Source organism: Streptosporangium sp. NPDC050284, from assembly GCF_044459525.1.
In the GTDB taxonomy this organism is placed as follows: Bacteria; Actinomycetota; Actinomycetes; order Streptosporangiales; family Streptosporangiaceae; genus Streptosporangium.
The window spans coordinates 356,783-379,342 of record NZ_JBITIZ010000007.1 but is presented as its reverse complement, the minus strand read 5'-3'; the positions used below and the strand labels follow the sequence as shown (position 1 = coordinate 379,342).

Below are 22,560 nucleotides of genomic sequence, written 5' to 3'. Positions count from 1 at the left end.
TCTGAGGTGCGCACATGTCCCGACCTACGCCGCTGCGCGGCGTCCACGAGTCCCTCGGCGCGACGCTGACCGACTTCGCGGGCTGGCTGATGCCGCTCCGCTACGGCAGCGAGTCGGCCGAGCACAACGCGGTCCGCAAGGCGGCCGGCCTGTTCGACCTCTCCCACATGGGTGAGATCTTCGTGACGGGCCCGCAGGCCGCCGAAGCCCTCGACTACGCGCTGATCGGCCACCTCTCCGCGCTGGAACCCGGCCGCGCCCGCTACACGATGATCGTTGACGCCGGGGGAGGCGTGCTGGACGACCTGATCGTCTACCGGCTCGCCCCCGCCGAGTTCATGGTCGTCGCCAACGCCTCCAACTACCCCCGGGTGGCCGCCGAGCTGACCGGCCGCGCCAAGGGCTTCGACGCCGCGGTGGACGACCGCTCCGACCGGTACGCACTGGTCGCGGTCCAGGGGCCGCGCTCCGTGGAGATCCTGGGCTCGCTCACCGACGCCGACCTCGAAGGGCTCAGGTACTACGCCGGCCTGCCCGCCGTCGTCGCGGGCCGCGAGGCCCTCGTCGCCCGTACGGGATACACCGGCGAGGACGGCTTCGAGTTGTTCGTCGCGGCCGAGGACGCCGAGCCGCTCTGGGCCGCCCTCACCGAGGCGGGCGCGCCGCACGGCCTGATCCCCGCGGGCCTGTCCGCCCGCGACACCCTCCGGCTGGAAGCCGGGATGCCGCTGTACGGCAACGAGCTGTCGGCCGGCCTGACCCCGTTCGACGCCGGGCTGGGCCGTGTGGTGAGGTTTGACAAACCGGGCGACTTCGTCGGCCGGGCCGCCCTCGAATCCCTCAAGGACGTCCCGCCGTCCCGCCGCCTGGTGGGCCTCGTCGCGACCGGCCGCAGGGTGCCCCGGCACGGGTATCCGGTGGTGGTCGCCGGTGACGGCGCGGTCGTCGGTGAGGTCACCAGCGGGGCGCCCTCCCAGTCACTGGGCAGGCCCATCGCGATGGCCTACGTGGACAACGACCAGTCGTCAGGACTGGCCGTCGACATCAGGGGCAGCCACGAGCCGGTCGAGATCGTCGCACTGCCTTTCTACAGGAGGAAAAAATGAGCAGCATTCCCGAGGACCTGCACTACACCAAGGAACACGAGTGGATCTCCGGCATCGATGACGGCCTCACCCTCACCGTGGGCATCACCGCCTACGCCGCCGAGGCGCTGGGTGACGTGGTCTACGTGCAGGTGCCCGAGGTCGGCGCGACGGTCGCCTCCGGTGACGCCGTCGGCGAGGTCGAGTCGACCAAGTCGGTGAGCGACATCTTCGCGCCGGTCAACGGCGAGATCGTGGAGGTCAACCAGGCCGTCGTGGACGACCCCTCGCTTGTTAACAGCGACTCCTACGGTGAGGGCTGGCTGTTCCGCGTACGTCTTGAGGGCTCCGCCGACGACCTGCTGTCGCCCGAGGAGTACGCCGCGCTCACCTCAGGTGAGTCCTAAGCCTTTCCCCGCTCGCGTCACGGTCACGCGCGTCGGAGGGCGCGCGTGGCCGTCCACGCTGGAAGGATTCAGATGACGATCAGCGTCTTCGATCTCTTCAAGATCGGAATCGGCCCGTCCAGCTCGCACACCGGCGGCCCGATGGCCGCCGCCCACAAGTTCGCCCGCGGCCTCCACCAGGACGGGCTCCTGGAGAAGACAGCCCGGGTGAGCGCCGTCCTGTACGGCTCGCTGGGCCTGACCGGCAAGGGCCACGGCAGCGACAAGGCCGTGCTGCTCGGCCTGTCCGGCGAGAAACCCGAGCTCGTCGACGTCGACGCGGTCGAGGGCCGGCTCGCCGCCATGCGCGAGTCGGGCACCATCTCCCTGTACGGATCGCGCGAGATCCCCTTCGTCATCGGCGAGGACCTCGTCTTCGAACGCAAGATCTCGCTCCCCGGCCACCCCAACGGCATGCGCTTCACCGCCCTGTCCGAGTCCGGCGAGACGATCCGCGAGAAGGTCTACTACTCGGTCGGCGGCGGCTTCGTCGTCGACGAGAACGCCACCGGCGCCGACCGGATCAAAGCCGACGACACCGTCCTGCCGTACCCCTTCACCACGGCCGCCGAGCTGCTCGCCCAGTGCGCGGAGACCGGCCTGTCCATCTCCGGGCTGATGCTGGAGAACGAGCAGGCGTTCGGCCGCACCGAGGCCGAGGTCCGCGACCAACTGCTCGTCCTGTGGCAGGTCATGAGCGAGTGCGTGCGGCGCGGCATCGGCAAGGAGGGCGTGCTGCCCGGCGGCCTGAAGGTCCGCCGCCGCGCCCACCAGCTCCACCGGCAGCTGCGGAGCGAGCCGGGAGAGAAGGACTCGCTGCAGACGATGGACTGGGTCTCTCTCTTCGCCCTCGCGGTCAACGAGGAGAACGCCGCCGGCGGCCGGATCGTCACCGCGCCCACCAACGGCGCCGCGGGCATCATCCCGGCCGTGCTCACCTACTACGACCGCTTCACGAAGGACGCCGACGACGAGGGCGTGATCCGCTTCCTGCTGACCGCCGGGGCGATCGGCGTGCTGTTCAAGGAGAACGCCTCCATCTCCGGCGCCGAGGTCGGCTGTCAGGGTGAGGTCGGCTCGGCCTGCTCGATGGCCGCCGCCGGGCTCACCGAGGTGATGGGCGGAACCCCCGAGCAGGTCGAGAACGCCGCCGAGATCGGCATCGAGCACAACCTGGGGCTCACCTGCGACCCGATCGGTGGTCTGGTGCAGATCCCGTGCATCGAACGCAACGCGGTCGCCTCGATCAAGGCCATCGCCGCCGCCAGGATCGCGATGCGCGGCGACGGCCGCCACTTCGTCTCACTGGACAAGGCCATCAAGACGATGCGCGACACCGGCCGCGACATGCTCGACAAGTACAAGGAGACCAGCCGGGGCGGGCTCGCGGTGAACGTCATCGAGTGCTGACAGCGGGCAATCGCTACCAAATTTCGCATCACGGGCAGCCTCCTCCGATCCCACGCCTATGCTGGGTGGCCATGCGCGGGATTCGGGAGGTCGCGGTGGTAACGGGAACGCCCCCGGCAAGCCGCTCCCGTCGCTCCCGCCGCCCAGCCCGCCTCTCCCACTCCCTGCGGACGCTCCGCTTCCTCAGGTCGCACTGGCTCTTCATCACCGCCCTCCTTGCGGGTGGCGGCCTGCGGGTCCTCGCCATGCTCGGCTACCGGCCCGCCCTGTGGTTCTGGGCCGACTCCTTCGTCTACCTGAACGCCGGGCTCGACCCTCGCCCTTTGGAGTCCCGTCCCGCGGGTTACTCGCTGTTCCTGTGGATCCTCAAGCCGCTGTCCAGCATCCCCGCGGTGGTCGCGGTGCAACACCTGCTCGGACTGGTCGTGGCCGTCTGCGTCTACCTGCTGCTGCGCAGGCTGGGCGGGCTGCCGGGGTGGGGCGCGACGCTCGCCACGCTGCCGGTACTGCTCGACGCCTACCAGATCCAGCTCGAACACCTCGTCATGGCGGACCTGCTCTTCCAGTTCCTCGCGGTGCTCGCGGTCACGCTGCTGCTGTGGCGGCGACGCCCCGCGGCGTGGGTCGCCGCGCTGGCCGGGGCTCTGCTCGCCGCGGCGACCGTCACCCGCACGATCGGGCTGCCGCTCATCGCCGTGGCGCTGGTCTGCATGGTGATCCGCCGGGCCGGGTGGCGGGCGGTCCTCTCCGCGACGCTGGCCGCCGCGATCGGCCTGGGCTCGTACGCGGCCTGGTTCAGGGCCGAGCACGGCAGTTTCGGACTGACCAGGGCAAACACCTTCCTCTGGGCCCGGACGATGACCTTCGCCGACTGCGCCAGAATCCAGCCGGCCGGCCCCGAGGCGGCCCTGTGCCCCGTCGAGCCGTACCGGCAGCGCGCGGCGCCGCCCGTCTACATCTGGGACGGCGAGTCGCCGCTGAACAAGGTCAAGGGCAGCTGGGCCGAGCGCGACGCCCTCGCGGGCGCCTTCGCCACCCAGGCGATCATGGCCCAGCCGCTCGACTTCCTCCGGGTGGGCCTGGAGGACGCGGCCCACATCTTCGACTGGACCCGGCGCGTCTACCCGGCTCCCGGCCCACAGAGCGCCTACGTCTTCCCCGACACCGTGCGGCCCTTCACCTCCAGTGCCGCCTCGCAGGGCAAGACCGCCGAGCAGCTGACCGTGGCCTACCAGGGCTCGTCGGGAGCGCCGGTGATGGCCGAGCCCTACGCGGGCCTGCTGCGCGAGTACCAGGAGTACGGCTTCGTGCGGGGCCCGTACCTCGCGGTGATCATGTTGGTCGGCCTGGTCGGCGTGCTGATGCGGCTGCGGAGGTTCGGCGGCGCGGTACTGCTGCCCTGGGCCGCGGGGACGATACTGCTGATCCTGCCGCCCTTCATCGCGGCCTTCGACCACCGCTACGTCGTCCCCGCCCTCCCGCTGCTCTGCCTGGCCGCCGGACTCGCCTTCGGCGCCAGGCACGAGAAGCACGAGGAGAACGCGCCCGAGGTTCCGGTGGGGAGCACGGACGAGGAACCTCCGGGCGAGGGCCCCGGCGACGAGGACCCCTCGCACGGCGCGACGGCCGAGCGACCGGTGTACGCGAGCCCCTTCGACGAGACGGCGCACAGGTCGTACGGCGGGCGGGCTCACAAGGAGAGCACGTCCGTGAGGACCTCGTACGGCGAGGCGGCGGACCGGCCGGTGTACGGCACGACGGGCGAGACACCCGCGTACGGAAACGCGGCGGACCGGATGGTGTACGGAGGAACGGGTGAGCGCCCGGCCTACGGGGCGACGGGCGAACGACCGGCGTACGGGGCGACGAGCGAACGGTCGGCGTACGGAGGGGCGGCGGACCCGCCGGAGTACGGAGGGTCAGCGGCGGCGAACGTGAAGGCGAACCACCACGCCGAGTTCTACCTCCCCGAGCGCCCGTCTGACCTTCCCCACCGCGTCTCTGTTCAGCCGGGACACGAGCTTGCCGACATCGGTCGAGGGCGCGCAGCCCACCCCGATGCGCAACCGCTCGTGCCGTACGTACCTGACGCGGACACGAGTGAGCCCTTCGACTTCTTTAAGAGCGACTCCAAGCATGGCGGTCCCCGTCCCGGTCCGTCTGCCCCACCGTCCCCATCCCAGGGCGTGTAGCAGCCACCGCAGCGCCAGGAGAGCGAGCGCCACCAGCAGCAGCGCGACCAGCCAGCCCGGCAACGGATGCGCGGCCAGCCACCGGGGGAACCCTCGGGGCACGAGCCTGGCATCGGGCGCCTGTCCCGGCAGGTCACCGCGTCCCCTCAGGGAGGCGTAGAGCCCGGCGCACACCAGCACCGTCCCCGTGACGGCCAGGCCGATCCGGTTGCCCGGGTAGGGCCTCATCAGGCCCCCTTCCTGCGCAGCCGTACGACGACCTCTCCCGCGCACATCGCGCCCAGACCCGCGAGCCGGTCGCCCACCGCCGCACCCACCCGGCGCAGCACGGGGCCGGTCCGCTCGGCGTCGGTGAACACGGTGACCTCGACGATCCGCGACGTGAGCCGGACCCGTGCCCCGTTCACCTCCTCCACCGACTCGGCGGCCTCCCGCAGCGTGCGGCGGAGTCCGGACCTGGTGATGCCGATCACCATGTGCGGGTCTCCCGCCTCCAGCGGCACCAGCCGGGACCGCCCCGGCAGCGCGGCGAGCGCGAGCATCACCAGGCCCACCGCGACGGCGAGCGTCGAGGCGGCGAACACGGCGGGATCCGACCAGTTCCACGCGCCGACGCCCTTGACGAGCCGCCGGTAGGGCACCCGCGCGAACGGAGAGTCCATGAGCAGGCCCACCGTCACCGAGGCCGAGGCCGCCAGCACGGCGAACACCGTCAGCGCCGTGGGGACACCCGCGAGGGTCCTGCCCGGCCTGAGCATCCGCACCGACCTGCGCCGGACGTCCTGGAACCGCTCGGCCCCCGCCTTGCCTCCCAAGCCCGCGGTGTTCCCCGCGGCACCGGTGCCTCCCGAGCCCGCCAGGACGTCCTGGAGAGTAGTCGTCATTCGGCCATGTGTACGCGTTCCGGCAGGACCGGACCGGGGATCAACCGCCCACTTGCACGATCTTGAGCCCTCCCTGGCGGGAGCATTGATCACCAATACGGCAACATGAACGATGCTCATCTTCTCGGTATCGGGGTTATCCTGCGGACATGGACGACCGCCAGCGCTACGACCGGGCCACAGCGCACCTGGACCCTCCCTTCGCCGTCCTCGACCTGCGGGCCCTGCGCGCCAACGCCGAAGGCATGGCCCGCCGCGCCCGAGGCAAGCCGATCAGGGTCGCCAGCAAGTCCATCAGGTCCCGGGCCGTGCTCGAACGCGTCCTCGCCATGGACGGCTTCACCGGGATCATGGCCTTCACCCTCCCCGAGGCCCTCTGGCTCGTCTCCACCGGGATGCGGAACGTGCTCGTCGCCTACCCCACCGTCGACCGCGCCGCGCTCACCGAACTCGCCGCCGAACCGGTCGCGGCGCGGGAGATCACGATCATGGTCGACCGGGCCGAGCACCTGGACCTCGTCGAATCCGCCGTCGCCGCAGTCCGCGACCGCCACGAGATCCGGCTCTGCCTGGACGTCGACGCCGGCTACCTCGCCCTCGGCGGCCGGTTCAGGGCGGGCGTCCGCCGCTCCCCCGTCCGCGAGGTCGACCAGGCCGCCGACCTCGCCACCGAGATCGCCAAAAGGCCCGGGTTCCGGCTCGTGGGCCTGATGGCGTACGAGGCCCAGATCGCCGGGGTCGGCGACGACCCGCCGGGCAACCCCGCCCTCACCCGGGCCGTCCGCCTGATGCAGGCCAGGTCCCGCCGCGAGCTGATCACCCGCAGAGGCCGAATCGTCCAGGCCGTCCGCCAGATCACCGACCTGGAGTTCGTCAACGGCGGCGGCACCGGCAGCATCGAGAAGACCACCGAGGAGAGGGCCGTCACCGAGATCGCGGCCGGATCCGGTTTCTTCCATCCCCGCCTGTTCGACTTCTACCGGGGATTCGCGGGCCGGCCCGCCGCCCTGTTCGCCCTGCCCGTCGTACGCCGCCCCGCCCCCGGTGTCGTCACCGTCCTCGGCGGCGGCTACCCCGCCTCCGGCGCCCCCGGCGACGACCGTCTGCCCCAGCCCTACCTGCCGTGCGGGCTGCGCTACGACTCCAACGAGGGGGCCGGAGAGGTCCAGACCCCCCTCATCGGGCAGGCCGCGGAAGACCTGCGCGCCGGCGACCGGGTCTGGTTCCGGCACGCCAAGGCGGGCGAGCTCTGCGAGCGCTTCGCGAGCCTGCACCTGATCGACGGGGACGAGGTCGTGGACGAGGTCCCCACCTACCGCGGCGAGGGCCGCACCTTCCTCTGACCTCTGACGCGAAACGGGCACCCGCCGTCTCACCGGCGAGTGCCCGTTCCCCTCACGTCTCGGTCCCGTCCTCCGGGCCCGATGGCCCGCGGTGCTCCCGGCCTCGGAGAGATCTCAGAAGCCCAGGTCGAGCTCTTCCCACCTGCTGCACTTGTAGGTCGACCAGCCGCGGTACTTGACCTGGCAGGTCTTGACCCGCACCTCGCTCACGTCGTGCGCCGTGACGCGGAAGCGCTTGGTGTCGTCGTAGCTGCACAGCCTGTCGCGCTTGGCGACGTCCCAATCCTCGTCCTCGGACGAGGTGACCTGCACCTCGACGTAGGCGCAGCGGCCACCCTGGCGGAGGGTGCGTCTGTCACCGTCGTACAGCTCGCCCCGCAGCCTGAAGGTGTTGTCCTCCTCGTCGTCACCTCTGACCGAGTAGACGGCCTCCAGCGTGGCCAGGCCGTTCCTGGACTCCTGCTCGAAGCTGTCGTCGAAGTCTCGCGCCGAGGACGCCGAGGACGCCGAGGACACAGCCGAGGCGGACGTCGGTGTCGCGGCGAAGGCGGCCGGAGCCGCGGTCAGCATGAGACCCGTGGTCGCCGTCACCGCGATCGCGGCGCGAATGATGCTTTTCATGGATTTACCCCTCCTTTTTCCTACTCGCGATGGTCCGCGAGCGGGAAAAAGGTCACATGAGTAAACCCCTACTCAATTCCGGGCAGCCGATCGGTCACCGGCGACATTCGCCCCCTGGCCGGTGACGGTCAGCGACGACGGCGCCGCCACAGCATGACCACCGCGCCGAGCGCCAGCGCCGCCCCCACCCCGATCAGGATCGGCGCCAGGTCCGGCCGTTCGTCCGCCCACAGATCCTCGGGCTCGCCGGCGAGCCTGACCGGCTTCGGCCCCGCCGCGCCCCCCACCAGGTCACCGACCTGAGCGGCGAGATGCTCCGCGTTCGCCCGGACCTTCGCCACACCACGCGCCGCGACCCGCTTGGGGCTCACCCGGTCCGCGATGGCGTCCACCGTCTGGGCCAACTCCGCGCGCGTGCGCTCGATCTGTCGTTCCAACTCCGCGGGATCGGTGTCCGCCATGGCTATCCTCCCCTACTCCTTGACATTGATCAGTCTGTCAGGTCCTACCCACCCACGGCACTTCGGGCAGGCCGGTAAGTTGACCGGGGAACCATTCCTCGGAGGAGCACCATGAAACTTGAGCCGGGCGACGCCGCCCCGGACTTCACCCTTCCCGCCGCCGACGACACCACCGTGTCGCTGGAGAGCCACCGCGGTAAGCGCGTCATCCTCTACTTCTATCCCGCCGCGATGACCCCGGGCTGCACCAAGCAGGCCTGCGACTTCCGCGACAGCCTCGCCTCGCTCACCTCGGCCGGATTCGTCGTGCTCGGCGTCTCGAAGGACAGCCCGGCCAAGCTCGCCAAGTTCGTCGAGCACGACGCCCTCACCTTCCCGCTCCTGTCCGACCCCTCCCTTGAGGTCCACAAGGCCTACGACGCGTACGGGGAGAAGACGATGTACGGCAAGACGACCCTCGGGGTCATCCGCTCCACCTTCGTCATCGACGCGGACGGCAAGATCGAGAAGGCCCTCTACAACGTGAAGGCGACCGGCCACGTGGCCCGCCTCCGCCGCGAACTCGGCCTCGACTGACACCCGATTTTCGCCATTTAATATGACATGAGCGCGCCCCAAGAATTGTCGGCCCCATTACCTAGACTTGGGGCGTGCCCACCAAGTACAAATACACCCCGGAAATGCTGGCGGAGGCCGCGGCCGCATCCCTCAGCATCGCCGACGTCCTCCGCCGCCTCGGCATCACCATCGCAGGCGGCAACCACGCCCATATCAGCCGCCAGCTGAAGCGCTTCGGAATCGACACGTCGCACTTTCGCAGGGTCTCCCCCAACAGAGGGAAGCCCTCGCCGCGACGCAGTCGTCCGGAACAGGTTCTCGCCATGCGACCGGAGGGCAGCCCACGCCCGGACCCCGGGCAGCTCAGGCGCTGCCTGATCGAGACCGGGATGCCATACCGCTGCGCGGCCTGTAGGATCGAGGACGCCTGGCGAGGTCAGGCATTGACGCTGCACGTTGACCATATCAATGGCAACTGGCTGGACAACAGAAAAGAAAACCTGCGTTTTCTCTGCCCTAATTGCCATTCACAGACAGAGAATTTCGCAGGAAAGAATAGGGGTCGTAGCCCAACGGCAGAGGCCGCGGTTTTAGGTACCGTCCAGAGCGGGTTCGAATCCCGTCGACCCCACAAAACAATTAAGAATCAACCGGTCGACGTAAAGTCGATGGACACCAGCGTGACAATATCGGCCCAGGATTCATTTTTCATAGAATACTGCCGGAGCGAAAGACGTTTCGCGTCGAGATCCGCGGTCATACGCAGAGCCATTCAATTACTGCGCGAATCCTTCCTCGCGGAGGACCGCGTCGCCGTGTCCGATCCGGCGGGTTGAGGCCGGGGCCCCGGGGACGCGCGTTCGGCCGGCTGCGCCGTGGGTGGTGGATTCGGTGAGTCGCCCGCGTGAGCCCGGGCCGACCGCCCGAGGGACCGGCGTCGCCCGGTGCCGCACGAGACGGCACGATGTTCACCGCCGGACGGGAAGACCCCCGTGGATCCGCGCGGGTAAGCAGGTAGGCAGGTGCGCAGGTGAGCGAGCAAGCCGACGATCCCGGTGAGGCCGCCAAAGCGTCCGAGAAGGCGCCGAGCGGTATGCGGCGAGGGAGCTCTGTCCGGTGTGGCGGCTATCCGTCGCGGCGGGGGAACGGGAGAGAAAACGTCAGGTCGCGCGGCCTGTCTTCGTAGCCGCGCGACCCGGCGTCGTTGTGATTGATCACCACAAACTATCTCCCTTTACTCACCCCGGAGGGCGCTCCCAGAAACCATGGTGCCCCAGAGTCCGTAAAGGCTGTGTAAGCCGAGCCGAATGTGCGGCCCGATGTGCGACCTGAGTCGTACATCGAGCTCCACCTTGAGGGGGAAGGGCTCTGATCTGCGCATACGTATTGTAGTGATGTGTTCGGCAGACTACGCGCCTGGAGCGTGCGCCATCCCAGGATCACGGACGCCCTGTGGCTGACTCCGTTCCTGCTGGTCTCGCTGCTCAATGTCTGGGCCGTCGGGGTGATCGACCTGGTGGCCTGGGGGGCGGAGAGGCTGGGGCTGTGGGGGTTCGCGGGGCTGACGCTGATGTTGTTCGTGCCCCTGTTCTGGATGCGCGAGCGTCCGGTCGAGGTCTTCGCGATCGTCTCGTTCGCCTCCTTCCTCCAGTGGCTCGCCGGGGTTCCGCCCCTGTTCTTCAACACCTCCGTGCTCGTCGCCATGTACGAGGTGGCGTCGCGGCGTTCGCTGCGCTGGGCGGTCGGGGCGGGGCTGGTGGTGGAGCTGGGGTTGTTCCTGGTGTTCGGGCGGGTGCCTCAGGGGTTTGATCTGCGTGCCTTCGCCACGGCCTCGGCGTTCGCGGCCGCGATCTGGATGACGGGGATCTACGCGAACACCCGCCGCCGTTACCTGGAGGGTCTGGAGGAGCGGGCCGAGCGAGCGGAACGGGATCGCGATCAGCAGGCCAGGCTGGCAGCGGCTGCGGAGCGGGCCAGGATCGCCCGTGAGCTGCATGACGTGGTCGCGCACAACGTGAGTGTGATCATCGTTCAGGCCGACGGGGCGGGGTACGCGATCGACCGCGATCCCGAGCAGGCGCGCAGGGCGATGGAGGCGGTCTCGGCCACGGGCCGCAGGGCGCTGGCGGAGATGCGGCGGATGGTGGGCGTTTTGCGAGCCGACGGTGTCCAGGAGGAGTACGCTCCGCAGCCGAGCCTGTCGCAGTTGGACGATCTGGTGACGCAGGTGCGGGAGTCGGGGTTGCCGGTGGAGTTGCGGGTGTCCGGTGTTCCCGCAGAACTTCCCGAGGGGGAGCAGCTCACGGTTTACCGGATCGTTCAGGAGGCGCTCACCAATACCCTCAAACACGGTGGCCCGGACAGCAGGGCCACCGTGGAGATGGAGTACGGCGTGCGGGAGCTGCTTTTACGGGTGACCGACGACGGTCGTGGCGCGGCGACGCCGGAGCGTGAGGGCGGGCACGGCCTGGTCGGCATGCGCGAGCGGGTCGCGATGTTCGGCGGGAGTGTCAAGGCGAGCCCCGTTCCCGGTGGCGGGTTCCAGGTGGTGGCGCGGCTGCCGATCGGCGATACCGGGGCGGGGCGGGCGGCTTGACGGAGCACGCGGTGGGTGACCAGGTGATTCGGGTGATGCTGGTCGACGATCAGGAGTTGCTGCGCACCGGTTTCCGCATGGTTCTCGACGCCCATCCCGATATCGAGGTCGTCGCGGAGGCGGGTAACGGGGCCGCGGCGGTGGAGGCGGTGCGGACGGTCGCCGTGGACGTGGTGCTGATGGACGTGCGGATGCCGGTGATGGACGGGGTGGAGGCGACACGGCTGATCTGTTCGACGGCCGGTGGGCCTCGGGTGCTGATCCTGACCACGTTCGATCTGGACGATTACGCGTTCGCGGCGTTGAAGGCGGGCGCGTCGGGGTTCCTGCTGAAGGATGTGCCGCCCGCCGATCTGGTGAGCGCGATCCAGTCGGTACACAGCGGGGACGCGGTGGTGGCGCCGAGTACGACGCGGCGGCTGCTGGAGCGTTTCGCGGTGCACCTTCCCTCCGCGGTGGCCGAGCCGGCGGTGCTGACCGGGTTGACCGCACGGGAGCGGGAGGTGCTGGTGCTGGTGGCGAGGGGGTTGTCGAACACGGAGATCGCGGGTCGGCTGGAGTTGGCGGAGGCGACGGTCAAGACGCATCTGGGCCGGATCCTGGCGAAGCTGAGCCTGCGGGATCGAGCACAGGTTGTCGTATATGCCTATGAATCAGGAATCGTAACTCCACATTCGGCCGATTAGCATCGTCGTTTGACTACTCCCCGCCCTGAAGGACGGGGATTCCAGCCCTCACGGGCCGGGGTTCCTGCTTCGTCGGCGACCGCACCCGGGAGGACCCGGAATGTCTGACGTCACCTCCACAGGCAGACACGGCAAGACCTGCCGCCAGGATGTTCTTCGCGGCGTTGACGTCCCGGTCGTGCCGGGTGCCGCAGGACGGGCACTGCCACGTCCGGGTGCTGAGGGAAAGCCGGGCGAGCAGGTGCCCGCACACCGAGCAGGTCTTCGAGCTGGGATACCAGCGGTCGATCACGATCAGGTGGCGACCGTGCCGGGCCGCCTTGTACTCCAGCATGCGGCGGAAGGTGCCCCACCCGCAGTCGGAGATCGCTTTGGCCAGGGACCGGTTGCGGACCATGTTCTTCACGGCGAGGTCTTCGATCACGATCACGTCGTGGTCGCGGACGAGGCGCGCCGAGGTGCGGTGCAGGAAGTCGGTGCGGGAGGCGCGGACCTTGCGGTGCGCGCGGGCGACCTTCGCCTTGGCCTTGGCCCGGTTGGTGCTACCGCGCTGCTTGCGGGCCATGCGCCGCTGGTAGCGGGCCAGGTTGCGTTCCCGTTTGGCCAAATGACGCGGGTTGGCGATCTTCTCGCCGTCGGAGGTGACGGCGAAGTCCTTCACGCCGACGTCCACCCCCACCATCGTGCCGGTCGCCGGAGCCTGCTTCGGATCGTCGACCTCGACGGCGAAGGAGGCGTACCAGCGCCCGCACGCCTCGCGCGAGACGGTCACCGTGGTCGGGTCGATGCTCGCCGGGTCGATGTCCGGCCAGGACCACACGAAGTCCAGCGGGGCGTCCAGCTTCGCCAGGAACAATCGCCCATCGCGGTAGCGGAACCCCGACCGGGTGTACTCGGCGCTCTGGCGTCCGGTGCGGGACTTGTAGCGCGGGTATCGGGCGCGTCCGGCGAAGAAGCTGGTGAAGGCGACCTGCTGGTGGCGGATGGCCTGCTGCAGCGGAACCGACGACACCTCGTTCAGCCACGCCGACTCGTCGGTCGCCTTCATCGCCGTCAGGTAGGCGTTGGCCTGGATGAAGTTCGTCGTGGCCCGCTCGCCGTGGTAGCGGGCGTGCCGCCAGGCCAGGGTCCGGTTCCACACCACGCGTACGCAGCCGAACGTGCGGCTCAACATGGCCGCCTGCTCGGGGGTGGGGTAGGCCCGCACCTTGTATGCCGTACGCACGCCCGGACCTTATCGGAACGCACGGCAGGCGATAAGCGTTATGGCACCGTGCCCCGTTTCCTCCCGGCCCTGAAGGACCGGGTCTCCACACTCAAGGAGTTCAGATGACGAACCTTGACGGCCGGCTCCGCGCGTCGCACTCCGATCGTGACGCGGTCATCGAGCGGTTGCGCGTGGCCACGGGAGAGGGACGGCTCAGTCTGGAGGAGTTGGAGGAGCGGATCGAGCGGACGCAGGCGGCGAGGACGTACGACGACCTGAGGGCCATCACCGCCGACCTGCCGCGAGACGACGCGGGGCTCGCCATGCTGGGTGCCGGGGGCGTCGGAGGCGGGGTCCTGGAGCTGCGGACGAAGCACGGGGAGGTGCACCAGAAGGACTACTGGGTGGTGCCCCCGCGCATTGTGGCGAGTTGTAGCTCGGGCACCGTGAAGATCGACTTCACCGAGGCGGTGTGCTCGCACCGCGAGGTGTTGCTGGAGGCGACCTGCGGGATGGGCACCATCCTGGTGACCGTGCCGCGTGGGTGGACCGTGTGGATCGACTCGCTGACGACGAACATGGGCACGATCAAAAACAAGGCCACCGAACCCGGGCACCCTGACGCGCCGGTGCTGCGTGTCACTGGCAAGGTCGGCCTGGGCACCTTGAAGATCAAATACCCGCGGAGGTAATACCGGTTGAAGGCCGGGAACCTCCCCCGCCGGAGACAGGAACCGCGCGAGTCTTCCCGTCGGATACGAGAGCCGCGCGAGCCTTGACCGAAGGCGAGAGCCTCGGCCGGAGACAGAGCCTCGGGCCGGAGACGAGAGCCTCGGGAGAACCCCGCTGGATCAGAAACCCGCGAGCGCCCCGGCCTTCGGGCAGGAATCCCACCGAGCGCGCGGCCCCGTTCGCCTCGTCCGCCTCGTCCGAATGGCCGAGGCGGCACTACGGCGGAGGTCGCGCCCCTCCTTCTCCCGACCCCCTCCGTATCCCTACAAGTCAGGCCTAACGCCTGATGGATCCCTCTTTCCCCATCAATAGCGTTTGGTGCGTCATAACATCACACGTTGTTGAGGAGAGCTGTCGTGACCATCACCGGAGAGGTCGGCGCGTGGGACGCGCGGGAAAGCGCGGCGCCGGCCGTGACGGCCAGAGGTCTCACCAAGGTGTACGGCCGGGGGGACACCGCCGTGCACGCGCTGCGCGGAGTGGACGTCTCCTTCGCGACGGGCGCCTTCACCGCCATCATGGGCCCCTCGGGGTCGGGCAAGTCCACGCTGATGCACTGCCTGGCCGGACTCGACACGGTGAGCGGCGGACAGGTGCGCGTCGGGGACGTGGAACTGACCGAACTCAACGACAAGAAGCTCACCATGCTCCGCCGCGATCGGATCGGCTTCGTCTTCCAGGCGTTCAACCTGCTGCCGACGCTCACCGCCGAACAGAACATCCGGCTCCCGCTGGAGATCGCCGGGCGGCTGGCCGACCCCGCGCTGTTCGACCGGGTCGTGGAGACCGTGGGCCTGCGCGACCGGCTCGGCCACAAGCCCGCGGAACTGTCGGGCGGCCAGCAGCAGCGCGTCGCGGTCGCCCGCGCCTTGATCAGCAGGCCGCAGGTCATCTTCGCCGACGAACCCACCGGCAACCTCGACTCGCGCAGCGGCGCCGAGGTGCTCTCCTTCCTGCGGACGTCGGTGCGCGAGCTCGACCAGACGATCGTGATGGTCACCCACGACCCGGTGGCGGCCTCGTACGCCGACCGCGTGGTCTTCCTCCGCGACGGCCTGCTGGTGAGCGAGCTGACAGGGCCGACGCCGCAGTCGGTGCTGGACACGCTGATGAAGCTGGAGGCGTGAGGTGCTGAGGACGACGCTGGCCGGGTTGCTCGCGCACCGGCTGCGCCTGATGCTGACGGCCCTCGCGATCGCGCTGGGGGTCGGCTTCATCGCGGGGACGTTCGTACTGACCGACACCATCGACGCGGGGTTCACCGAGAAGTTCTCCGCGGCGGCCGACAAAATCGACGTCGCCGTACTCCCGGTGCCCGGGGAGAACGGCGACGAGCCTCCGGTCGTCTCCGAGGCCGCCCTGGAGAAGGTGCGCGCCGTGGACGGGGTGGCCGACGCACAGGGGCTGGTACGGGGCACGTCCGCCCTGATCGGCAAGGACGGCAAGGCCGCCGGTGACTTCCCCACCGCGGGGATCTCGCTGCCCGAGGGCGACCTGAACCGGATGCCGATCGTGAGCGGGACCGCCCCGAAGACCGCGACGCAGGCCGTGCTCGACGAGGGCACCGCGAGGACCAGGGGCTTCAAGGTCGGCGACACCGTCGCGGTGCTCGACGCGAGCAACGCCAGGCACGAGTTCACCCTGGTGGGCCTGTTCGACGTCGGCCTGGACCAGGAGCTCGGATACTTCGGCGCGGTCGGCTACACCACGGACACGGCCAGGAAGATGACCGGGCAGCAGGGGTATCGGGAGATCGACGTCGCCGCCGCCGAGGGGGTCACCCAGGAGGCGCTGCGCGGCTCGGTCGCCGCGGCCGTGGGCGCGGGTCACGAGGTCAAGACCGGTGAGCGCTACGCGGCGGACCTCGCCAGGAACAACGGCGCCAACGGCGACTTCCTGAAGGTGGGCCTGCTGCTGTTCGGCGTGGTGGCGATGTTCGTGGCCGCGCTGGTCATCTACAACACCTTCAACATCCTGGTGGCCCAGCGGACCCGCGAGATGGCGCTGCTGCGATGCGTCGGGGCGACGCGCGGGCAGGTCTTCACCTCGATCATGCTGGAGTCGGCGGTGGTCGGCCTGCTGTCGTCGGTGTTCGGCCTGCTGCTCGGCTACGGCCTGGGCGCGGGGGCGCTCTCCGTGCTGGCGGCGTTCGACGCGCCGCTGCCCACGGCCGCCGCCGCCACCCTGACGCCGAGCACCATCGTCCTTGGCCTGGTCATCGGCCTGACGGTCACGGTCGGCGCGGCGCTGCTGCCCGCGCGGGCCGCGACGCGGGTGGCGCCGATCGCGGCGCTGCGCTCGCAGACCGAGGAGCGGACCTTCAGGGCCGGCCTGGTACGAATGATCTTCGCTGGACTGTTCCTGGTCACGGGCGTGGGCACCGTGGTGGCGGGGATCGCCACGGATCCCGGCGAGACCGCCTTGATGGTGGTGATGGCCGGATGCTCGTGCGTCTTCCTCGCGGTGCTGATCCTCGGCCCGGTGATCGTCAGGCCGCTCTCCGCCTTCGCGGGGTGGGTGCCCGCCAAGCTCTTCGGCGTACCCGGCAGGCTGGCCGTGGACAACTCCCGGCGCAACCCGAAGCGGTCGGCGACCACCACCGTGGCACTCACCGTGGGCGTGACGCTGATGACGGTCATCTCCGTCGTCACCGGCACCGTCCGGGTGACGTTCACCCAGCAGCTCGACGAGCAGTTCCCCTTCGACTACATGGTGCAGACCCAGGGGCGCGACTCGGGCCTGCCCCGCGCGATCGCCGAGGACCTCCGGGGCCGGTCCGAGCTGGCCTCGGTCATCGCCTTCCGCGAGACCACCGCGAGGCTCGCGACCGGGACCACGCGGTACGACGTGGGAACCTTCACCCCGACCCCGGGCTTCAAGCCGCCGCTCGACGCGGGCTCGCTCGACCGGCTCGTCCCGGGGACCGCGCTCGTCACCGACCGCGTCGCCGAGCGGCTCACGCTCGGGGTCGGTGATCGGATCACCGTACGAACGGCGAAGGCGGGCACGGTCGACCTCTCGATCGTGGGCATCTCCAATGTCGACGCGAGCCTCTCCGACGTGACGGTGCCCGAGCGGGAGTTCGACCGCTACTTCGGCGAGGTCGGCGACAGCCGAGTGATGATCAAGCACCGTGACGGCGTCGACCCCGACCGGGCGCTCGCGGCGGTCGAGGCGGCGACGGAGGCGTACCCGACGGCGAAGGTCGCGAGCTCGACGGAGATGCGGGGCCAGTTCGACGAGGCGCTCGACATGATACTGATGATCATTACGGGGCTGCTCGGTCTGGCGGTGCTCATCTCCCTGCTGGGCATCGCCAACACGCTCTCCCTCTCGGTCCACGAGCGCACCCGCGAGTCCGCGCTGCTGCGTGCCCTCGGCCTGACCCGGCCCCAGCTGCGGCGGATGCTCTCGGTCGAGGCGCTGGTCCTGGGCCTCATCGGCGCGCTGGTCGGCGTGACGCTGGGAGTCGCGTTCGGCTGGGCGGCCGCGCAGACGATGACCGACAACGTGGTCTTCCAGCTGCCGGTGCCGCAGATCCTGTCGTTCGTCGCCCTGTCCGGCCTCGCCGGGGTGCTCGCGGCCGTCCTGCCCGCCCGGCGCGCGGCCCGCGCCTCGGTCGTGGGCTCACTCGCGAGCGGCTGAGCACCGGACGGTCCGAGCCGGGTGAGCTGAACGGTGCGCCTCCCGCTCCGGCCCGGCAGGACAGGACCGGCGAGGTCGGACCGGGACGGTCGGGACAGGTCAGGACAGGTCAGGCATGGTGGCCGGGACGCCTCGCTATCGGGGGCGGCGTCCCGGCCACTGCTCGGCCACGGTCTCGGGGTTGAGCAGTGGCCGGATGACGATCTCGCCGCTGGCCCTGTCGATCACCACGCATCCGGAGCCGACGGTGTCGGGCAGCACGCTGGGATCGTCGGGCTCGGGCTCGTTCGCCCAGGCGACATAGCCCTCTTGAAAGGCATAAATCCTGATCTCGACGGCGGCACCCGCGCCGCGGACCCCGTTGAAGTACTCCTCCGCTACTGCCCTCGCCTGGTCCGGGTTCACCCTGTCCCCCTCATCTCGCGGACACGGTCACGGAAACCCGCCTCCGAGCGGGAAACCGTCGGGAAAGCCGCCGGAGAAGTCACCGGAAAGGGAGTCCGTGAAACCGTCGGGAAAGCCGTCACAGCCGCCGCCCCTCCCTGTCGATCACGACGCAGAACACACCCGTCACCGACTCGTACGGCGGCTCCACCGCCATGTGCCCCCGCTGCGCGTCGATCCAGATCACCTCGCCGTCGAAGTTCACCGCGTTCCACGCGTGGCTGCCCCCGGCCGGCCAGCGGTTGATGACGAGCGCCGAGGAGCCGTGTCCCCCGGCCAGCAGCGCCTGCGCGATCGGCAGGTAGGCATGGCGCCCCTGCCCCACATAGTGGAAGCGCTGCCCCAGCCACCGCTCCGCCCTCGCCACTCCCCCGGCCTCCCCGGTGAGCAGCGGCCTGCCCACCCGGTCGTACTCGGGCCTGCGCGGCGCGGCCACCGCGGGAGTGCCGTACCAGGTGGAGAGCACCGACAGCGCGCAGTCGATCGCGTTGGTCGCCCGGAACGGATCGTCGGCCGGGCCGCTCCCGTTGATCAGCCTGATCCACATGCCGCGCGGGTCGGGGAAGCGGCGCGGGGTTCCCTGCTCGGTGAGGGGAACGGCCCGCAGCATGTCCTCCTCGGTCTGCGGATCGGGCCTGGCCAACCCGCCCGCCAGCCCGTACGGCCTGCACTGGTCCAGCCGCGCCGGCCCCCAGCGCATCCGCTCCCGCTCGCTCTCACGCGGCGCGGGTGCCACCGGCACCTGGACCTCCAGCTCGAAGTCCCGCCACCGCTGCCCGTCCATCGTCACCACGGGGTTGTAGACCCCCGACGCCAAGCTCCACTCGCTCACCGGCTCCCCCGTCCCCAACCCCTGGGAGCCAGATAGTAGGGCGGCCCACCCACCCGACACGGAGGAGTTGACCATTTAAAGGCTCAACCCCCGCCTGTCGTTCCAGTACCGGTCACATCGGCATCGAAGTCTGTGATCGCGAAGCGGTCTGGTCATCCTTTGGGCGGCACAGCCCGGGTCAGCCGACTCGTACCCGGATGGTGTGCCAGCCGGTGGCGCCGTCCGGGGCGACCGGGGCATGATCGGCGGTCTGGGTGTAGCCGGTGGTGTCGGTGGCGCGGACCTCGATGGTGTGCTCGCCCGGGGTGGCGTCCCAGTCGTCGAGGACCCACTGGCGCCAGGTGTCGGCGGTGGGGGCCTCGGCGAGGCGGGCCTGGCGCCACTCGCCCTGGTCGACACGGACCTCGACCGCGTCCACACCCTTGTGCTGTGCCCAGGCGACACCCGCGACGACGGTCTTGCCCGCGGGGACGCTCGCGCCGTCCCTGGGCAGGTCGATGCGCGACTGGGTCTTGATCGGCCCCTTCGCGGACCAGCCTCTGGGCGTCCAGTAGGCCTCGTCCTCGTCGAAGCGGGTGACCTTGATGTCGGTGACCCACTTGGTGGCCGAGACGTAGCCGTAGAGCCCGGGGACGACCTGGCGGACCGGGAAGCCGTGGTCGACGGGGAGCGCCTCGCCGTTCATGCCGAAGGCGAGCAGGGCGTCGCGGCCGTCCATCACGACGTCGACCGGGGTTCCCGCGGTCCAGCCGTCGGCGGAGGTGCTGAGCAGCATGTCCGCGTCCTTGCGGACGCCGGCGTCGCGCAGCACCGCGGCCAGGCTCACGCCCAGCCAGCGGGCGTTGCCGATGTAGGGGCCGCCGACCTCGTTGGAGACGCAGCAGAGCGTGACGTCGGCCTCTACCACGGCGCGTTTCATCAGGTCGGCGAAGGTGAGCTCCACGGGCCGATCGACCATGCCGTGGATCGTGAGGGTCCAGTCGCGCGGGTCGACCTGGGGGACCGACAGGGCGGTGTCGACCCGGTAGAAGTCGTTGTTGGGAGTGACGAACGACGACAGGCCCCTGATCTTCAGGTCGGTCCCGGCGGGCAGCGCGGGGAGGGGTTTCGCGGGCAGGGGCAGCGCGATGCCGCTACGCGCCGCGTTCACCTCGGCCCGCCCCGAGAACGCGCGCCCGGCCAGACCCGCCACCCCCGCGAGGGCCACGCCGCCGACCGCGCCGGTCAGCAGGCCCCGGCGATCGAAGGCGCGCAGGTCGTTCCCCGCCCGCATGACAGGTGGTATCTGCGGGTCGGGCCGCCCCCCGGCCTCCGATGAGGACTCGGCCGAGACCGGTCGCAGGCGTCCCGGCCCGGTGTCGTGCGAAATCTCTTCCTGGCGACCCGGCCCGGTGTCGTGCGCGGCCCCCGCCGCACCCACGACATAGGCGCCACCGGACATCCCCGCGTACGACCCGGCCGAGGCGTCGTCGGGTACGAGGGCGCGGCGGACGAGCCACCACAGGACGAGCATGGCGGTGCCCACCCCGACGAGCGTCGGGACGACGTCCACCGGCCCGGCCCCCGGCCGGGTCAGCACGGCGACGACGCCGATGAGACCGAACGCGGCCAGACCCGCCATCCCGTACCGGAGGTCGCGGACGGCGGCCCTTCCCAGCGCGACGGCGATCGCGGCCATGACCAGCAGGATCCCGGCGAGCAGCACGGTCTTGTCGTTCTCGCCGAAGGTGCGGATCGCCCATTCCTTGAGCGGCGCAGGGGTGAGGTCGACGACGGAGTTGCCGACCGCGACGACCGGGAAGGCGACGGGGTTCACCAGGCCCGCCACGAGCAGTGACACCGCCACCGCCGCCGCGCCGGACACCAGGCCGATCAGCGCCGAGGCCCAGGAGGGCATGCGCTCGTTGCTCTGCATACCCCCGACGCTACGCCCATAAGGAGCAGCGGGTTCTTACACGCTGATTACAGGCTCGACCTGGACGTCTCGGGCTCCTTGGCCGTCGTCCGCGCGGATCTCTCCGTCAGGCGATCATTTCGGCGATGACGGGGGCGAGGGCACGGAAGGCGCGGCCCCGGTGGCTGATCGCGTCCTTCTCCTGCGCGGACATCTCGGCGGTGGTCCGGGTCTCGCCCTCGGGGACGAGGATCGGGTCGTAGCCGAAGCCGCCGGTGCCGCGCGGGGCGTCGATGATCACGCCGCGCAGCGCCCCCTCGGTCACCCGCTCCTCCCCCGTGGGGAGTGCGAGCGCCGCGGCGCAGGCGAAGTGCGCGCCCCGGTGCTCGGCGGGCACGTCGGAGACCTGGGCGAGCAGCAGGTCGAGGTTGGCCTGGTCGTCGCCGTGCTTTCCCGACCAGCGGGCGGAGAAGATGCCCGGCATGCCGTTCAGGGCGTCGACGCAGAGGCCGGAGTCGTCGGCGATCGCCGGGAGGCCGGACTGCTGGGCGACCGCGTGCGCCTTGAGCAGCGCGTTCTCCGCGAAGGTCAGACCGGTCTCGGCGACGTCGCCGATCTCGGGGAACTCCTCAAGCCCGACGATCTCGACCGGGATCCGGGCGTCGGCGAGGATCCGGCGCAGCTCGGCGATCTTCCCTGCGTTCCTGGTGGCGAGGACGACACGGGCCGCGCCGGTCTCGGGCGTACCGGACTCGCTCATGCCGACCGCCTCGTTCCGGAACGACTCACGCTGAGAAAGCGGCTCATGCCAGGGCCTCCCGCTGGAGGCGGGTGAGCTCGGCGCAGCCGGCCGCGCCGAGGTCGAGCAGCTCGTCGAGGGCTGCGCGGTCGAACGGCTTGCCCTCGGCGGTGCCCTGGACCTCGACGAACTCGCCGGAGCCGGTCATCACCACGTTCATGTCCGTCTCGGCGGCGACGTCCTCGGTGTAGCAGAGGTCGAGCAGCGCCGTCGAGCCGACGACGCCGACGGAGACCGCCGCGACCGAGTCGACCAGCGGGTCTCCGCCGCACATCTTGCGCTTGCGCATCCACGCGACCGCGTCGACCAGCGCCACGTACGCGCCGGTGATGGCCGCGGTGCGGGTGCCGCCGTCGGCCTGGAGCACGTCGCAGTCGATGACGATCGAGTTCTCGCCCAGCGTCTTGTAGTCGACGCAGGCGCGCAGGGATCGGCCGATCAGGCGGGAGATCTCGTGCGTACGGCCGCCGATCTTGCCGCGTACCGACTCGCGGTCGTTGCGGGTGTTCGTGGCGCGCGGCAGCATGGCGTACTCGGCGGTGATCCAGCCCTGGCCGCTGCCCCGGCGCCAGCGCGGGACGCTGTCCTGCACGGAGGCGGCGCAGAGCACCTTGGTGCCGCCGAACTCGACGAGCACCGAGCCCTCGGCGTGCGCGAGCCAGCCCCGGGTGATGGTGACGGGGCGGAGTTGATCGGGAGTACGTCCATCTGCGCGAGCCATGACG

Annotated in this window: 20 protein-coding genes, 1 tRNA gene and 1 pseudogene; 13 read left to right on the top strand and 9 right to left on the bottom strand. The window is 70.2% G+C overall.

Translation table 11 applies throughout. The features are described 5' to 3' along the window. Window positions 1-14 precede the first annotated feature (14 nt). The 4 genes from gcvT to ACIBH4_RS19185 all read left to right on the top strand — a co-directional run bounded on the left by gcvT (window position 15) and on the right by ACIBH4_RS19185 (window position 5,133). A complete protein-coding gene (gene gcvT, locus ACIBH4_RS19200; protein WP_362768080.1) occupies window positions 15-1,106 on the top strand; it encodes a glycine cleavage system aminomethyltransferase GcvT in 1,092 nt (363 codons plus the stop codon). Next, the gene (gene gcvH / locus ACIBH4_RS19195; protein WP_362504838.1) at window positions 1,103-1,492 is read left to right on the top strand and encodes a glycine cleavage system protein GcvH; all 390 of its coding nucleotides are present in this window, start codon (window positions 1,103-1,105) and stop codon (window positions 1,490-1,492) included. The genes gcvT and gcvH overlap by 4 nt, the downstream gene beginning before the upstream one ends. A gap of 72 nt (window positions 1,493-1,564) precedes the next feature. Beyond that, window positions 1,565-2,941: an L-serine ammonia-lyase gene (locus ACIBH4_RS19190; RefSeq protein WP_362504836.1), complete on the top strand. Its 1,377-nt coding sequence runs from the start codon at window positions 1,565-1,567 to the stop codon at window positions 2,939-2,941. Between the two features lie 71 nt (window positions 2,942-3,012). Next, window positions 3,013-5,133 (top strand): hypothetical protein, encoded by a 2,121-nt coding sequence (locus tag ACIBH4_RS19185; protein WP_362504833.1) that lies wholly within the window; start codon window positions 3,013-3,015, stop codon window positions 5,131-5,133. Window positions 5,134-5,360: 227 nt separating this feature from the next. Here the strand turns inward: ACIBH4_RS19185 and ACIBH4_RS19180 are convergent, their stop codons facing one another. After that, window positions 5,361-6,017 (bottom strand): DUF6286 domain-containing protein, encoded by a 657-nt coding sequence (locus tag ACIBH4_RS19180; protein WP_362504830.1) that lies wholly within the window; start codon window positions 6,015-6,017, stop codon window positions 5,361-5,363. Between the two features lie 149 nt (window positions 6,018-6,166). On the opposite strand from ACIBH4_RS19180, the gene ACIBH4_RS19175 reads away from it, so the two are divergent. Further along, window positions 6,167-7,360 (top strand): amino acid deaminase/aldolase, encoded by a 1,194-nt coding sequence (locus ACIBH4_RS19175; protein ID WP_362504827.1) that lies wholly within the window; start codon window positions 6,167-6,169, stop codon window positions 7,358-7,360. 114 nt (window positions 7,361-7,474) lie between these two features. Here ACIBH4_RS19175 and ACIBH4_RS19170 read toward each other — a convergent pair whose 3' ends face one another. Together ACIBH4_RS19170 and ACIBH4_RS19165 are read right to left on the bottom strand one after the other, a co-directional pair. Continuing rightward, complete coding sequence (locus ACIBH4_RS19170) at window positions 7,475-7,981, bottom strand: hypothetical protein (protein WP_362768077.1); 507 nt, start codon at window positions 7,979-7,981, stop codon at window positions 7,475-7,477. 128 nt (window positions 7,982-8,109) lie between these two features. Continuing rightward, window positions 8,110-8,442: a DUF3618 domain-containing protein gene (locus ACIBH4_RS19165; protein WP_350949828.1), complete on the bottom strand. Its 333-nt coding sequence runs from the start codon at window positions 8,440-8,442 to the stop codon at window positions 8,110-8,112. Window positions 8,443-8,553: 111 nt separating this feature from the next. On the opposite strand from ACIBH4_RS19165, the gene bcp reads away from it, so the two are divergent. The 5 genes and pseudogenes from bcp to ACIBH4_RS19140 all read left to right on the top strand — a co-directional run bounded on the left by bcp (window position 8,554) and on the right by ACIBH4_RS19140 (window position 12,282). Beyond that, the gene (gene bcp, locus ACIBH4_RS19160; RefSeq protein ID WP_362504820.1) at window positions 8,554-9,018 is read left to right on the top strand and encodes a thioredoxin-dependent thiol peroxidase; all 465 of its coding nucleotides are present in this window, start codon (window positions 8,554-8,556) and stop codon (window positions 9,016-9,018) included. A 104-nt stretch (window positions 9,019-9,122) separates the two neighbouring features. Then, window positions 9,123-9,530: pseudogene (locus ACIBH4_RS19155) on the top strand (HNH endonuclease signature motif containing protein); the annotation flags it as partial. A gap of 28 nt (window positions 9,531-9,558) precedes the next feature. Then, window positions 9,559-9,631: transfer RNA gene (locus tag ACIBH4_RS19150), tRNA-Leu, on the top strand. Between the two features lie 765 nt (window positions 9,632-10,396). Beyond that, window positions 10,397-11,596, top strand: a complete 1,200-nt coding sequence (locus ACIBH4_RS19145; RefSeq protein WP_362504817.1) for a sensor histidine kinase — start codon at window positions 10,397-10,399, stop codon at window positions 11,594-11,596. A 23-nt stretch (window positions 11,597-11,619) separates the two neighbouring features. Beyond that, entirely contained in the window at window positions 11,620-12,282 is a 663-nt protein-coding gene (locus ACIBH4_RS19140; protein WP_362505126.1) for a response regulator transcription factor, read from the top strand. Window positions 12,283-12,295: 13 nt separating this feature from the next. On the opposite strand, the gene ACIBH4_RS19135 is transcribed toward ACIBH4_RS19140, so the two are convergent. After that, the gene (locus tag ACIBH4_RS19135) at window positions 12,296-13,507 is read right to left on the bottom strand and encodes an RNA-guided endonuclease TnpB family protein (RefSeq protein WP_362504814.1); all 1,212 of its coding nucleotides are present in this window, start codon (window positions 13,505-13,507) and stop codon (window positions 12,296-12,298) included. 104 nt (window positions 13,508-13,611) lie between these two features. Here ACIBH4_RS19135 and ACIBH4_RS19130 point away from each other — a divergent pair, with 104 nt between their 5' ends. The 3 genes from ACIBH4_RS19130 (at window position 13,612) to ACIBH4_RS19120 (ending at window position 17,866) form a co-directional block, all read left to right on the top strand. Next, the gene (locus ACIBH4_RS19130) at window positions 13,612-14,181 is read left to right on the top strand and encodes a DUF1707 domain-containing protein (RefSeq protein WP_362504811.1); all 570 of its coding nucleotides are present in this window, start codon (window positions 13,612-13,614) and stop codon (window positions 14,179-14,181) included. A gap of 396 nt (window positions 14,182-14,577) precedes the next feature. After that, window positions 14,578-15,348, top strand: coding sequence for an ABC transporter ATP-binding protein (locus tag ACIBH4_RS19125; RefSeq protein WP_362504809.1), 771 nt, complete (start codon window positions 14,578-14,580; stop codon window positions 15,346-15,348). Between the two features lies 1 nt (window position 15,349). Further along, window positions 15,350-17,866 (top strand): FtsX-like permease family protein, encoded by a 2,517-nt coding sequence (locus ACIBH4_RS19120; RefSeq protein WP_362767765.1) that lies wholly within the window; start codon window positions 15,350-15,352, stop codon window positions 17,864-17,866. A gap of 135 nt (window positions 17,867-18,001) precedes the next feature. On the opposite strand, the gene ACIBH4_RS19115 is transcribed toward ACIBH4_RS19120, so the two are convergent. From ACIBH4_RS19115 to rph, 5 genes are all read right to left on the bottom strand, one after another. Beyond that, entirely contained in the window at window positions 18,002-18,271 is a 270-nt protein-coding gene (locus ACIBH4_RS19115; protein WP_362504804.1) for a hypothetical protein, read from the bottom strand. Between the two features lie 118 nt (window positions 18,272-18,389). Continuing rightward, window positions 18,390-19,142: a toxin glutamine deamidase domain-containing protein gene (locus ACIBH4_RS19110; RefSeq protein WP_362767767.1), complete on the bottom strand. Its 753-nt coding sequence runs from the start codon at window positions 19,140-19,142 to the stop codon at window positions 18,390-18,392. Between the two features lie 178 nt (window positions 19,143-19,320). Beyond that, the gene (locus ACIBH4_RS19105) at window positions 19,321-21,057 is read right to left on the bottom strand and encodes a molybdopterin-dependent oxidoreductase (RefSeq protein WP_362767770.1); all 1,737 of its coding nucleotides are present in this window, start codon (window positions 21,055-21,057) and stop codon (window positions 19,321-19,323) included. A gap of 106 nt (window positions 21,058-21,163) precedes the next feature. Next, window positions 21,164-21,796 carry an XTP/dITP diphosphatase gene (locus ACIBH4_RS19100; protein WP_362504795.1) on the bottom strand — a complete coding sequence of 211 codons (633 nt, stop codon included), beginning with the start codon at window positions 21,794-21,796 and terminating at the stop codon, window positions 21,164-21,166. A gap of 43 nt (window positions 21,797-21,839) precedes the next feature. Next, window positions 21,840-22,556, bottom strand: coding sequence for a ribonuclease PH (rph, locus tag ACIBH4_RS19095; RefSeq protein ID WP_350949838.1), 717 nt, complete (start codon window positions 22,554-22,556; stop codon window positions 21,840-21,842). Window positions 22,557-22,560 lie beyond the last annotated feature (4 nt).